This is a genomic window from Pandoraea sp. 64-18 (genome assembly GCF_001899225.1).
GTDB classification, from domain to species: Bacteria; Pseudomonadota; Gammaproteobacteria; order Burkholderiales; family Burkholderiaceae; genus Pandoraea; species Pandoraea cepalis.
In genome coordinates this window covers 1-13,560 of record NZ_MKVU01000005.1, presented here as the reverse complement: position 1 = coordinate 13,560, position 13,560 = coordinate 1, and the positions used below count along the sequence as shown (strand labels likewise).

Below are 13,560 nucleotides of genomic sequence, written 5' to 3'. Positions count from 1 at the left end.
CTGTCCGGTAATGGCTGGTGTCCCGGGCATTCACTCACGAACGTCAATCATCGCCTTCAAGTTGAAACGATCCCTCCGTGTCGCTGACCCATTTCCCGCCAACACGAATCCGTGTCGGCCCGTCATGCAAGTCAATTCTGGCCCTGAGAATGCTGGGTCGGCCCATGTCAACGCCTTGAGCAACGCATAATGCCAACTCTAGCACCCCGCGCACGTGTGCGATGAGCGCTGCAGTCGCTGTTGTTGCGCTGCCTGTCGCGAGGTCTTCTGTCATGCGTGGCGTGAATGACACGACTGGTTTTCTCGTGCCAATCGTGTTCAAAGACTCACTACCCCAGTGGTTGAAATACGTTCGGTAACGCAGCGAAAATCCGAGGAACCAAGGACTGAAAACCAGAATGCGGATGCACTTCGTCGTAGTGAGGCCGTCAATCTTTGATCAGCATCTTTACTTCAATCGACTGGCAGAACGCGCTGGAACGGGCGACGCCGACGCTCACCCCGGCGCTCAGTCGACAGCACCGCGCCCCAACCCCGTTACGGCTTGCAGGATTGCCACACGCGCCTGGCCCAGAATCTGCCCTTGCCAAATCGGGTCCTCGAAGCAGAACGCCGCGCGCACCGCTGCTCGAATCGCCGCCGCCTGCGCCGCCGGCGCGTCCGGATGCTGGCGCAGCCAGGCATCCGCCCGCAGCATGTGCAGCATGTCGATGAGCGGTACCGTGCCATATTCGATGGCCATGGCGGTCACCTGCGCATCCGGACACGCAAACCGCAACGTGTCGAGCAATGGCCCGCCAACGTTGGATGCCACCGTCGTTCCGTCGACCGGGCTGGCCAGATCGGCACCCCACCAGGCACGAGCGCGCCTGAGTTCGGCGGCGTCGACTCGTCCCACGCTGATCTTCTCTCCATGACCGGGTGGACCGAGCCCGGTATGAAAGTCGATCCACCCCACCGCGTCGCACGCCTGCGCATGGTCGTGAATGAGCGTGTCCATCAGTCGGGTGCTTGCCACCGGAGCACGCCCGCCATAGAACAACCCGTCTGCAAATCGATATTGCCCAAGGGTCAGCGCGCGCTGATACGCGGGTTCACCGTGCGCGGCGATATAGTGCGTGATCGCCGCGACATTGTCGTCCGAGGGCGGCCACGTCGGTGGCACCAGCAAGGCGTGCAGATCGGCATAGGCATCGTTGGCCGGCAGCGGTTGCGTGAAGTCGATGCTGTTGCGGTTCAAGTCCACGTTGTCCTCGTTGGTTCGCGACAGCCACGAGAAGCCGTAAGGATTGATGGCATGCACGACAAGGATCGCCACATCAGCCGCCGCCAGGCGTGCCTGTAGCCCTGCATCGCCCAGCAGTGCGACTTGCGCCGCACTGCCGCAAAAGCCCTCCACGCCATGGGTGCCCGACGTCAGGATCAATAGCCGACGGGTGCGCGGTGCCCCGAGCCGCACAACGTCGGTCGCCAGCTCCTCGCCTTCACGCCCCGCGATGCCGGGAAGGAGATGGCTTGTCACGGCGGCCCCAGCAGCCCGCGCAGCGGCGGCAAAGCGCGCGCGTGCCTGGGCATAGGTCGCGGAAAAGAACTTGTTGGCCATGATGCGTTACGCGACCAGGAAGGCCTCAGCCAGACGAACCCAATACGTGGCGCCCAGCGTCAGCACATCGTCGTTGAAGTCATAGCTCGTGTTGTGCAGCATGCACGGGCCGAGCCCGTGTCCGTGTGCGCGGTGATCGCCCAGTCCGTTGCCGATATACGCATAGCATCCCGGACGTTCCTGCAGGAAAAATGAAAAGTCCTCCGCCCCCATGGTCGGGTCGATCGGGTAGACAACGTGGTCGCGCCCGACGATCTCTCGCATGACATCGACGGCGAACTGCGTCTCGGTCGCCGTGTTGACGGTCGGTGGGTAATTGCGCACGAATGTGAATTCCGCCGTACAGCCATAGGCGGCCGCCGTGGATGTGCAGAACTCGCGCATGCGAGTCTCCACCAGATCGAGCACTTCGATCGAGAACGTACGCACGGTGCCGGCCAACGTGGCGGTGTTGGGGATGACGTTGATCGCTTCGCCGGCCTGCATTTGTGTGATGGATAGCACGGCGGCGTCGATCGGACGTTTGTTGCGCGTCATGATGCTCTGCAAGCCGGTACCGATCTGCATGGCCGTCAGGACCGGGTCGATGCCATCGTGCGGCATGGCGGCGTGCGCCCCCGTCCCCTTGACGACGATCCGGAACTCATTGCTCGACGCCTGCGTCGCACCCACGCGCGCACCGAAACTACCTGCGGCGAGTCCCGGCCAGTTGTGCAGCGCGAACACTGCGTCGACCGGGAATTGCTCGAACAGGCCGTCCTGAAGCATGGCCTTGGCGCCGCCACCGCCTTCTTCCGCGGGCTGGAAGATGAACACGATCGTGCCGTCGAACGTGCGATGCGTGGCAAGTTGCTGCGCAGCGCCCAGCAGCATGGCGGTATGACCATCGTGACCGCACGCATGCATCTTGCCGGCATATTGCGAGGCGTGCGCAAAGCTGTTGAGTTCCTGGATGGGCAGGGCATCCATGTCGGCACGCAGACCGATGGTCTTCTTGCCGGTGCCGTTGCGCAACACGCCGACGACCCCTGTCTTGCCGAGGCCGCGGGTGACCTCGATACCCCAGGATTCGAGCAGACGCGCAACGATGTCGGACGTTCGCGCTTCCTCATAACGCAGCTCCGGGTGGGCGTGGAGGTCGCGGCGAATGGCCTGCAACTCGGTGGTGCGTTCAGCGATTTCGGGAATGATGGACATGTAAGCGGGTTCTCCATGGAGGCCCCGATGGCGCCGCCGCCGGCGATCGTCAAGAAAGCCGGGGCGCGACATTGGCCATGGGGCGTGTTGTGGGACTGAAGTGAGTTAGACATGCGCGAGAAGACGTCCCGCGCATGGGGAGCGATGCGCGAATTGTTACTGCAGCGGCATGCGCGAGCGGTCTTGCAGCATCAGGATCGTGATGAGGCCCACCGCCGCGCCAAACATTCCGTAGTACACGACAGCGAGCTTGTCCCCCGTCCAGCTGATGAGTAGCGTGGCAATGGCGCCGGCGAAGCCGCCGAAGATCATGACCGCGAAGTTATAGCCAATCGCCATCGACGTGGCACGTACCCGCGATGGGAAGAGTTCACAGACGAAGGCGCAATACGAGCCCTGGAACAAGCCCAGCGAGAGCATCAGGCAACACTGCACGAGGATCAGCATCGGCAGTGTCGGCGTGTGACTCACGGCCAGGAACAGCGGATACGTGATGACCAGGCTGATCACGCCGGACGCTACCATTGGCTTCTTGCGGCCGATGACGTCTGAAATCCGGCCCGATGCAAAGGTGCCGACGATGTACGCGACGGCCGCGCACAGCGACGCGATCACGCTGCTCTTGAACGGAATGCCCAGCGACTTCGTGGCGTAACTCGGCATGTAGTAATAAAAGATGTACGTGCCAATGGTGCCGTACACCGTCAGGCCGAAGCCGGCCAGCACCTGTCGCCAGTGCGTGGTCACCGATTCGATGAAAGGCGAGCGCCGGGGCTCGGCATGCTGGGTGGCGTGCTTGAATACCGGGGATTCGTCCAGGCGCGAGCGCACATACAGGCCGACTGGCACGATCAGCAGGCCGATCGCGAAGGGAATGCGCCATCCGAATGCGTCGATCTGCTCCGGGGTCAGGGTTTGGGTGATACCTACCGATACGATGGCCCCGAGCAACATGCTGCAGGCCTGAGCGATCATCTGGAAGCTGCCGTACACGCCGCGTCGTTCGACAGGGGCATGCTCGACCAGGAAGGCGGTGGCGCTGCCCACTTCGCCGCCGGCGGAAAAGCCTTGCAGGAAACGGCCGATCAACATCAGTACCGGCGCGGCCATGCCGATTGACGCATAGGTTGGCGCAAAGGCGATGACCGCGACACCGACCGCCATGACAGAGATGGTCAGCAGCAGGGCTGACTTGCGGCCATGCCTGTCGGCGACGTTACCCAAAACGATGCCGCCCAGCGGCCGCGTGAGGAACCCCACGCCAAACGTCGTCCAGGTGGCGAGCAAGGCGGCGGTCGGGTTATCGCTGGGAAAGAACTGGCGGGCGATGTTCGCCGCGAAAAACGTGAAAACAGTGAAATCGAACCATTCGAGCGCATTGCCGATCGTAGATACCGCAATCACGCCTACGTCGATACGTTTGCCCGATCGTTCCGGGGCTGTCGGGGTAGCGGCGCTGTCGCGCTCAACTGAAACTTCCATGGAGAGGCTCCTGTTTCGAAGTTTGACCGTGGCAAGCCGGATTTACTTGCTCCGGCTGATTCTGCTTGTGTAAAAAAAGCAATAAAAGCTAGAATTTGTGATCCGTCATCGCAAATATTTTGATGAATTCGCGGTCGACGGGATCTCGACACGACCTGCGAGGAAACCCGTGAGCAACCTGCGATTCATGCGCACTTTCATAGCGGTGGCGCGGTACGGCTCGTTCGCTTCGGCGGCCGAACGTCTGGCGATGACGCAGTCGGCGGTGAGCATGCAAATGCGCGCGCTGGAAGAGGAGTTCGGTCACGCAATATTCGATCGGGTGGGGCGTTCGATTGCACTCAACGCCATGGGCCGGGCGTTGCTGCCGCACGCGCAGTTGTTGCTGGCGCAATACCAGAACATGCGCATATTGGCGTCCGGCATCGAGTCGCCCGTCGGCCCTGTCGCGATTGGTGCGATCGAGTCTGCGGTGAGCGCGTTGGCGCCCGCCGTGCTGCAAATCAAGCAGGCGCGCCCGGGCCTGGAGGTCTCGATCGTGACCGCGCGCTCGATGGAACTGACGGCCCAGCTCGACGCCGGTGATATTGATTGCGCGGTGCTGGTCGAGCCGCCGGGGCGTCGGTCCGCTGGGGTGCGCTGGACGCCCCTGTATCGCGAGCCTCTGGTGATGCTTGCCCCTTCCGGGATGAAGCAGGCGTTGAGCGCGCGGCTGCTGGCGACGGAACCCTTCCTGCGATTCGACCACACACAACGCACGGGGGCGCTGATCGATCGCGCTTTGCGGCGTCAGCGCATCAAGGTCAATGAATTCCTGGAGTTGAGTTCCATTGAAGGCATTGTGGGACTGGTGCGCCAGGGGCTCGGCGTCACCGTCGTGCCAATGCTGCGCAACGCCACGTGGGCGCAAGAAGACACCCTGCGCGTCGTCGCGCTGCCCGACGTGGCCGAGCAACGTAGCATTGGTCTGCTGGCGCGCGCCCGCGACGACAAGACCGGTATTACGAGCGTCATCGCCCAGCAGGTTCTCGCACAGGCGTGAGTTTGCGGGCGACCACGAGTCGCGTTGTCAAGCAAGCCCCGGACGAAGGGGCATCGATCGGAATGTCGGCCTGATGATCGTGGCCGTGCCTGAACCGATAGGACCCGAGGGGGAGGGCCGCTCCAATCTTGTGCGCGATGGGTGAGGGAGGCGGCCAGACCGAATGGGTCCGGTGAAGGCAGGCGCGCGACGCTCACACCGAGCGCGTCAGTCCGCCATCAACGCGAATGTTCTGGCCGGTGATATACCCACCGCCTTCCGACGCGAGGAACGCCACGGTCGCAGCGATCTCTTCCGCCGTGCCGTAGCGCTGCATCGGCACGCTCTCACGGCGTGTTTCTTGCTGCGGCAGACTGTCGATCCAGCCCGGCAGCACATTGTTCATTCGGACGTTGTCCTTCGCGTACTTGTCCGCAAACAGCTTCGTGAACGATGCCAGACCGGCGCGAAACACCGCGGAAGTCGGAAACATGTCGCTCGGCTCGAACGCCCACGCTGTCGAGATGTTGATGATCGCGCCCGCGCCTTGCTTCTGCATGATCGGTGTCACCAGCCGCGTCGGGCGGATCACGTTCATCAGATAGGTGTCCATGCCGCGATGCCAGTCGTCGTCGGTAATCTCCAGAATCGGCGCTCTCGGACCGTGACCTGCGCTATTGACCAGCACATCGATACGTCCCCAGCGTTCGACGGCCAACTCGACCAGCGTCGCCAGCGCTTCGTTCGATTGATTCGACCCCGTCACGCCCACGCCACCCAGCGCCGTGGCCAGGGCCTCGCCCTTGCCCGACGACGACAGGATGCCGACTTTGAAGCCATCTGCCGCGAGACGCCGCGCCGCGGCAGCGCCCATGCCACTGCCGCCCGCCGTAATCAACGCCACTTTTTCCACTGTCATACCGATAACCTCCAGAGACGCCGGCATGCCCACAACGGCAGCCCGCATTACGATTCGCGTCTGAAAGCGTAACATCTCGGCGCATCCCCGATGACACACCGTCTCGCTAGTTCGATGAGGCGCTGGCCGCGCGCTCGGCCACAGGGGATTGCGACAAACGGTCATCGTGTTGCGTCGCTTGCGAGCGGGTAGGCGCTATGCGCCCTGGCAAGACAATGGCGCATACCGCGAGTGACTTCGTGTCATCATATGGCATGGTCCAGATCCCACTCTTCCCGCTTGGCAACGCCCTGTTTCCTGCTGGGGTGTTGCATCTGCGCATCTTCGAGGTGCGCTATCTCGACATGATCAAGCGATGTCTCGCCGATGGCACCGAATTTGGTGTGGTCGTCCTGCGCAAGGGCAGCGAGGTACGCTTGCCCGACGGCGTCGAGGAGCCCGCCATGATCGGCACGATGGCGCGCATCGACGACTGGCGCGCGACCATGCCGTCGCTGCTCGAGCTCGTGTGCCGTGGCACGACCAAGTTTCGGCTCGCGTCCGTCGAGCAGGGGAAGTACGGGCTTTGGACGGGCGAAGCGCAAATGCTGCCGGACGATGTCAACATCGCCATCCCCGATAACTTGCAGATCAGTGCCGACACACTGGGCAAGCTGATTGCCGGTTTGCAGCGCGACCCGGCACGCGCGGCAAAATTGCCGCTCGCACTGCCGTACCGTCTGGACGAGTGCGGCTGGGTCGCGGATCGATGGGCCGAGTTGTTGCCGCTGCCGCCGCACGAGAAAGAGGCCCTGCTGGGCATCGTCGATCCGGCGGCGCGTCTGTCGCGCATTCAGGCGTTCCTGACCGATCACGGCGTGCTGTCCTGAGCGCCGACCCGGGCAGGGTCCGGGCGTTCGTTTCGTCAAAGCCGGCCAGACAGGCGATAATGCCGCCTGCAACGTCTTTCCATGCCGACGTTCCGCGTCGTGCCGCAGCCAGCGGCGCCGGGGGCGGCGGCATCGTCACAGAAATCCATGACAGTCCAGATCAACGAAGAACTCAAGGCGTACATCGATCCGCTCACGCCTGATGAATATGCGGCGCTCGAACAGAGCCTGCTGGCCGAGGGATGCCGCGACGCCCTTGTACTGTGGGGCGACGTGCTGGTCGACGGCCACAATCGCTACGCGATTTGCCGCAAGCACAACATCGAATTCCGTACGGTGCAGAACCTCTCGTTCAAGTCCATGGACGACGTGCGCCTGTGGATGATTGACAATCACCTGGGCCGGCGCAGCGTGTCCGATTACCAGCGCGGCGTGCTGGCGTTGCGCAAGAAGACCATTCTCGAAGCCCGCACCGGTAGCGACAATCCGGCGCAAGCCGAGGCGCCGCCGGCCGCTTCGGCGAGCGATGCGGCTGAGGCAATGGGGACCAATGCGTCGATCCCCGCGCATACGATGGCGCTCACGCGCGCGGCGTTGGCGCGTGCGGCGCGATTGTCGAGCAATACGCTGGGGCAGATCGAGCAGATCCACACGGCGGCGGCGCCGGAGCTGGTGGATGCCGTCAAACGTGGGGAGGTGTCGATCAACGCGGCCGCGGCCGTCTCGACCTTGCCGCAGGCGGCACAGGTGGCCGCGGTGGTCGCTGGCAAGCAGGAGTTGCGTGAGCTGGCGCGTCAGGTGCGTGAGGCGCGTCCCGTCAAGCCACGCAAGCGGAAGGACGACGAGATCGCTGACGAAGACGACGGCACGCCGCCGTGGGATACCACTGCGGAGCCGACCGACGAACTCACGCGTCTGTCAAAGGAACTCAAAGCCATGACCGCCGAGCGCGATGCGCTCAAGAAGCGGGTGGCCCATCTGACCATTGCGCTGGCGGAGGCGCGAGCGGGCAAGTAAGTATGCGAACACCCAGATCCCAAGCCCTTCATGAGGCCATCCGCGACACGCTGCGAGACGAAATCTTGCGCGGCGTGCTCCCGGGTGGGTATCAACTGCGTCAGGAAGCCCTGGCTGAGCGTTTCAACGCAAGCCGGGTGCCGGTGCGCGAAGCGTTGCGGCAATTGGAAGCGGAGGGGTTGGTTACCCACCCTCTGAACCGTGGCGCGACCGTGACGAGCATGAACCTCGAGCTATTGTGCGAGTTGCTCGACATTCGTGTCGCGCTCGAATGCCATGCCGCGAAGCTTGCCGTGCCCAACATGGCGGAGCGCGACTTCCAGGGGATGGAACAGATCCTGGCGGACTACTCGGCGTCCGAAGCCGTCTCGGAATGGGCCGAATACAACCGACGTTTCCATCTTGCGCTGTCGGCGCCCGCCAACAACCGCCGTTTGCGGATGCTCGTCGAAGCCTACTGCCTGAACACCGACCGCTACTCGCATCTGGCGATGTCGCAGGCGACCGGCAAAGAGAACCCGCAGCACGATCACTACGAAATTCTCGCGGCATGCCGGCGTCGCGACGTGGGGGCAGTCGTGTCCCTGCTCGAGGCGCATATCCTCGCCACCCGTAACGAAATCAAGGCGATGGCGCGCGAAGACGCCAGCTTCCTCCCGCAGGCTGCTGTCTGAGTCGCCCCTGTCGATCACAGCGGTCGACGCCCCGATTCGCGCTTATTTGTGAATTCAGTGCACGAATCTTGTTCGTCTGAGGGGGCTTCTTGTGCGTGCGCGAATCCGGGACACTGTGCGCTTCCGTCGCGCCGTTCAACGGGCGTTGATTTCCTTGGCGCGACGCATCTGACAGGAGTTGCACTCATGAGTCTTCCCGCCTTTGGCCTCGGCACGTTCCGTTTGAAGGGGCAAACCGTCGTCGATACCGTTACCCAGGCGCTCGCGCTGGGATACCGCGCGATCGACACCGCGCAGATCTACGAGAACGAAGCCGACATCGGGCACGCACTGACGGCATCGGGCGTCAAGCGTGACGCGTTGCATCTGACCACCAAGATCTGGGTCGACAACTTTTCCCGTGACAAGTTGATTCCGAGCCTGAAGGACAGTCTCTCGAAGCTCGGCACCGACCGGGTCGATCTCACGCTGATTCACTGGCCGTCGCCGGCCAATGCAGTGCCGATGGCGGAATATCTTGGCGCGTTGCGCGAAGCCCGCGAGCAGGGCTTGACCCGTGCCATCGGCGTGTCCAACTTCACCATTGCGCTGCTGCAGCAGGCCATTGGCATTGTTGGGCCGGGCGAGTTGGCGACCTTGCAGATCGAGCTGAGTCCATACTTGCAGAACCGCAAACTGGCGGAATTTGCGCGTTCGCAGGGCGTTCACGTCACGTCATACATGACGCTGGCGTACGGAAAAGTTTTGAACGATCCGGTGCTCGTGAAAATTGCCGAGGCGCACGAGGCTACCACGGCGCAAGTCGCGCTTGCCTGGGCGATGCAGCAGGGATACGCCGTCATTCCGTCGTCCACCAAGCGCGAGAATCTGGCGAGCAACATGAAGGCGTGCGACCTGAGGCTAAGCAATGACGACATGGCACGGATCGCCACGCTCGATCGCAACGAGCGTCAGGCCAATCCGGCGTCGCTCGCGCCCGCTTGGGACTGAAATACGCGCGAGTCGGGGGATTGCGGGTGCGGCGGGGGCTTGCGGAGCGCGCGCCCGATGTGTGACGGTGGCGGGGCGTGTGCGAGAATAGCGCATTGCCGATAGCGGCCAATTGCGCTGTGCGTAGCGCGTCCGAAATGGGGCGGGCGACGTGCGGCGGCTTTTCGTCAACGTTTCATGAATCGAGATTTACCCGCCACCGACGAGACCTACATGGGCCTGGCGCTGCAGCAGGCCCGTGCCGCGATGGTGCAGGGAGAGGTGCCGGTGGGTGCCGTCGTCGTTTGCGACGGACAGGTGATTGCCGTTGGGCACAACTGTCCAGTCGGCGGCCACGACCCGTCGGCTCATGCCGAAATGCAGGCGCTGCGCGCGGCGGCACAGGCGTTGGGCAACTATCGTCTGCCGGAATGCGAACTGTATGTGACGCTCGAGCCGTGCGTCATGTGTGCGGGTGCGATCATGCATGCGCGCGTGAAGCGCGTCGTTTATGGGGCAGCGGATCCCAAGACCGGGGCGTGCGGCAGCGTGGTCGACCTGTTCGCGGAACCTCGGCTCAATCATCATGCCGAAGTGCTCGGCGGCGTCATGCGCGACGAGTGCGTCGACATTCTCCAGACCTTCTTCAGTGAACGACGTGCCGCTGCGAAGGCGCGTCGCTCGTCGGCGTCCGCCGAGGCGGTGGGCGAGACCCCAACCCCAACACCGGGATCCCTCAATTGACGCAGACCAGGCTTCTCGAACTGATTGCCCCGTCGGGCTACGCCCCCGACCCCGACGTCGCCTTGCGCGGCATCGAGACATTGGAGCGACTCGGCTACACCGTCAGCAATCGCGAGGCGCTTGCGCGTCGGTACTTGCGCTTTGCGGGAACCGATGCCGAGCGCGTTGCCGAAATCAACCAGCTGGCGGGGCGTGAGCATCCCGTGCCCGAGATCGTGCTCGCGGTGCGTGGCGGATATGGCGCCGTGCATCTGCTCGACCAGCTTGACTACGAAGGCCTGCATCGCCGGTTATCGGGAGCACCGGTCGCCATCATCGGTCATAGCGACTTCACGGCCGTGCAGTTGGCACTGTTGGCGCAGGCCCAGCTCACCACGTTTGCGGGGCCGATGTTGCTGGCGGACTTCGGGGCCGATCCGCTGAGCGATTTCACCCTGACGCAATTCCAATCCGTATTGCGTTCGCCGAGTCACGTGGCCCAGTGGCTGGGGGATGGGGCGAGCGGCGATATCGACGTGTCGGGCACCTTGTGGGGCGGCAACCTGGCGATGGTCTGCAGCCTGATCGGTACCCGGTACCTGCCGCAGATCGAGGGGGGCGTGTTGTTCGTCGAAGATGTCAACGAGCCGCCGTATCGCGTTGAGCGGATGCTGTACCAGTTGCATCAGTCCGGCATTCTGGCGCGTCAACGTGCGTTGGTGCTTGGGGATTTCTCACAGTACCGAGTGACCGAATATGACAACGGATACGACATGCCGGCGATGATCGAAAGCGTGCGTAAAGTGATCGGCATTCCGATCGTGACCGATATGCCGTTTGGTCACTGTCCCGACAAACTGACCTTGCCGGTGGGCGGACAGGCCAGACTGCAGACATCCGGGGCGCAGGTCACGCTGACGCTTACGGGATATCCCTATCTGTACGCGTAATTTCCAAGCGAGCGCCGACTGAGCGTTCGGTAAAGCGGCATAGCGGCAAGCGAAAGCACGCCGGGTCGAAACAACGGCCCGGCGTGCTTTTTTGTTGTTGCGTCGATTGACGTCTATTGGGCGAGGTTGCGTGATTTTTTGCGTTATTTGAGGGTGTTTTTGGTGGATTTGTCGACAACCAAGATCCACGGGCGGGGAGGGTGCCGAATGAGCGCGGGCGAAGGAGCGCGCGTGAACGGGCGGGGCCGTGCGGGGGCGACTATACGTTTAAGCACAGCCTGAATATCCGAATCTGGCTATGTTTCCGCGGGATGGATTTGGCTACACTGCTTCGATCATTTCGCCATTCCCCGAATGCCAGGACACCATGGCCAGCCACATTGCAAGTTCCAGCGACTATCCGCGCGACCTCATCGGTTATGGCCGTCACGTACCGTTTGCCGACTGGCCGGGGCGTGCGCGCATTGCCGTTCAGTTCGTTCTGAATTACGAAGAAGGCGGCGAGAACTGTGTATTGCACGGCGATCGCGCGTCCGAGCAATTCCTGTCCGAGATCATTGGCGCGGCGGCGTACGAAGCGCGTCACATGAGCATGGAGTCTATTTACGAATATGGGTCGCGGGCGGGCGTGTGGCGCATCTTGCGCGAATTCGAGCGCCGCGGGCTTCCGTTGACCGTGTTTGGCGTGGCGATGGCCATGCAGCGTCATCCTGAGGTGACAGCCGCTTTTCAGGAATTGGGGCATGAAATCGCGTGTCACGGGTGGCGCTGGATTCACTACCAGAACATGGACGAGGCGACCGAGCGCGAGCACATGCGCATCGCGATCGACCTCTTCAAGGCAATGACGGGTAGCGCGCCGCTTGGCTGGTACACGGGTCGTGACAGCCCGAATACGCGGCGTCTGGTGGTCGAGCAGGGCGGGTTCGTGTACGACTCCGACAACTATGGCGACGACCTGCCATTCTGGACACAGGTGCGGACCGGCACGGGCGACGTCAAGCCTCACCTTGTCGTGCCTTACACCCTCGATTCCAACGACATGCGCTTCGCGGCACCGCAGGGCTTCAATACGGCGGATCACTTCTTCCATTATCTGCGCGATGCGTTTGACGTCTTGTATGCGGAAGGGGACGAGGCACCGAAGATGTTGTCGGTGGGCATGCATTGCCGCTTGCTGGGTCGCCCAGGGCGATTTGCGGCGTTGCAGCGATTCCTCGATCACATTGAGAAACATGATCGTGTGTGGGTGTGTCGTCGTATCGACGTGGCACGTCACTGGCAGACGCGCCATCCGTACGTGGCGGCGTGAGCGAGCAGATTTGGGTGAGGCGGCTACGTTGGGAACCGGCGTGGTCACTGGTAGAAATTTGAATCCGAAAGGCGTCACTCGGCTGTGCGAAAAGCATGGCGGGGCGCCACCTTTGTTCTCCGGGAGAGCAGTGAATGAACGCCCCGTTGTCTATGACCCAACGTACCGTTGCCGAACTGTCGGCGTTGCCCCGTGCCGAGTTCGTTGCGGCGCTCGACGGCATCTTCGAGCATTCGCCTTGGGTGGCCGAAGCGGCTTGGGACGACCGTCCGTTTGCCACCGTCGAGGCGTTGCAGGACGCCATGTGTCAGGCCGTCATCGATGCTGGCGAAGGCCCTCAGCTCGACCTCATCCGTGCTCACCCCGAATTGGCGGGCAAAGCGGCCGTGCGAGGCGAACTGACGGCCGAGTCCACGCGTGAGCAAGCGGGGGCGGGGCTGGACCAGTGCAGTGCCGATGAATTTGCGCGGCTGACCGAACTCAACGATGCGTACAAAGCCAAGTTCGGGTTCCCTTACATCCTGGCGGTGCGTGGGCATACGCGTGCCAGCATCATCGAAAACTTCGCGGCGCGCGTTGCAAACAGCCGGGCGGACGAGATCGACGAATGCTTGCGACAGATCTTCCGTATCGCCGGATTCCGTCTGCAGGATCTGGTTCGCGACTGAACCGTAAGGAGACTGGGCGGATAGTGTCGGCCCGAGTGGATTCCGTCCGTTGCAACCCGATTCGTCCCGTTTCAGACATTACCCAGCATCAAGGAGTTGGCATGGCCCTCGCCCCGCAAGACCCGAACGCACCGGAATTTGTGCGCCGTTACGTCA

14 protein-coding genes are annotated in these 13,560 nt (G+C 62.8%); 9 read left to right on the top strand and 5 right to left on the bottom strand.

Annotated features, from left to right (window positions below):
- Nucleotides 1-43 precede the first annotated feature (43 nt).
- The 4 genes from BGP02_RS01640 to BGP02_RS01625 all read right to left on the bottom strand — a co-directional run bounded on the left by BGP02_RS01640 (nt 44) and on the right by BGP02_RS01625 (nt 4,282).
- Nucleotides 44-274, bottom strand: a complete 231-nt coding sequence (locus BGP02_RS01640; RefSeq protein ID WP_286797618.1) for a PhzF family phenazine biosynthesis protein — start codon at nt 272-274, stop codon at nt 44-46.
- 234 nt (nt 275-508) lie between these two features.
- Nucleotides 509-1,603 carry a M14 family metallopeptidase gene (locus BGP02_RS01635; protein ID WP_286797468.1) on the bottom strand — a complete coding sequence of 365 codons (1,095 nt, stop codon included), beginning with the start codon at nt 1,601-1,603 and terminating at the stop codon, nt 509-511.
- A gap of 6 nt (nt 1,604-1,609) precedes the next feature.
- Nucleotides 1,610-2,800, bottom strand: a complete 1,191-nt coding sequence (locus BGP02_RS01630) for a M20 aminoacylase family protein (RefSeq protein WP_286797466.1) — start codon at nt 2,798-2,800, stop codon at nt 1,610-1,612.
- Nucleotides 2,801-2,956: 156 nt separating this feature from the next.
- A complete protein-coding gene (locus BGP02_RS01625; RefSeq protein ID WP_017232069.1) occupies nt 2,957-4,282 on the bottom strand; it encodes an MFS transporter in 1,326 nt (441 codons plus the stop codon).
- 169 nt (nt 4,283-4,451) lie between these two features.
- On the opposite strand from BGP02_RS01625, the gene BGP02_RS01620 reads away from it, so the two are divergent.
- A complete protein-coding gene (locus tag BGP02_RS01620) occupies nt 4,452-5,324 on the top strand; it encodes a LysR family transcriptional regulator (RefSeq protein WP_286797463.1) in 873 nt (290 codons plus the stop codon).
- A gap of 193 nt (nt 5,325-5,517) precedes the next feature.
- Here the strand turns inward: BGP02_RS01620 and BGP02_RS01615 are convergent, their stop codons facing one another.
- Nucleotides 5,518-6,222, bottom strand: a complete 705-nt coding sequence (locus BGP02_RS01615) for an SDR family oxidoreductase (protein WP_026131619.1) — start codon at nt 6,220-6,222, stop codon at nt 5,518-5,520.
- Between the two features lie 254 nt (nt 6,223-6,476).
- Between BGP02_RS01615 and BGP02_RS01610 the strand changes: the two genes are divergently transcribed.
- The 8 genes from BGP02_RS01610 (at nt 6,477) to uraD (ending at nt 13,404) form a co-directional block, all read left to right on the top strand.
- A complete protein-coding gene (locus BGP02_RS01610; protein ID WP_286797461.1) occupies nt 6,477-7,091 on the top strand; it encodes an LON peptidase substrate-binding domain-containing protein in 615 nt (204 codons plus the stop codon).
- A 147-nt stretch (nt 7,092-7,238) separates the two neighbouring features.
- The gene (locus tag BGP02_RS01605) at nt 7,239-8,108 is read left to right on the top strand and encodes a ParB N-terminal domain-containing protein (RefSeq protein WP_026131621.1); all 870 of its coding nucleotides are present in this window, start codon (nt 7,239-7,241) and stop codon (nt 8,106-8,108) included.
- 2 nt (nt 8,109-8,110) lie between these two features.
- The gene (locus BGP02_RS01600) at nt 8,111-8,782 is read left to right on the top strand and encodes a GntR family transcriptional regulator (protein ID WP_026131622.1); all 672 of its coding nucleotides are present in this window, start codon (nt 8,111-8,113) and stop codon (nt 8,780-8,782) included.
- A gap of 186 nt (nt 8,783-8,968) precedes the next feature.
- On the top strand, nt 8,969-9,772 hold the full coding sequence (gene dkgB / locus BGP02_RS01595) for a 2,5-didehydrogluconate reductase DkgB (RefSeq protein ID WP_150564798.1): 804 nt from the start codon (nt 8,969-8,971) through the stop codon (nt 9,770-9,772).
- Between the two features lie 177 nt (nt 9,773-9,949).
- Complete coding sequence (tadA, locus tag BGP02_RS01590; RefSeq protein WP_261938675.1) at nt 9,950-10,495, top strand: tRNA adenosine(34) deaminase TadA; 546 nt, start codon at nt 9,950-9,952, stop codon at nt 10,493-10,495.
- Nucleotides 10,492-11,424, top strand: a complete 933-nt coding sequence (ldcA, locus tag BGP02_RS01585) for a muramoyltetrapeptide carboxypeptidase (protein ID WP_268567671.1) — start codon at nt 10,492-10,494, stop codon at nt 11,422-11,424. Before tadA ends, ldcA begins: the two co-directional genes overlap by 4 nt.
- Before the next feature lie 367 nt (nt 11,425-11,791).
- Nucleotides 11,792-12,736, top strand: coding sequence for an allantoinase PuuE (gene puuE, locus BGP02_RS01580; RefSeq protein ID WP_039829837.1), 945 nt, complete (start codon nt 11,792-11,794; stop codon nt 12,734-12,736).
- A gap of 146 nt (nt 12,737-12,882) precedes the next feature.
- Nucleotides 12,883-13,404 carry a 2-oxo-4-hydroxy-4-carboxy-5-ureidoimidazoline decarboxylase gene (uraD, locus tag BGP02_RS01575; RefSeq protein WP_026131624.1) on the top strand — a complete coding sequence of 174 codons (522 nt, stop codon included), beginning with the start codon at nt 12,883-12,885 and terminating at the stop codon, nt 13,402-13,404.
- Nucleotides 13,405-13,560: the final 156 nt, after the last annotated feature.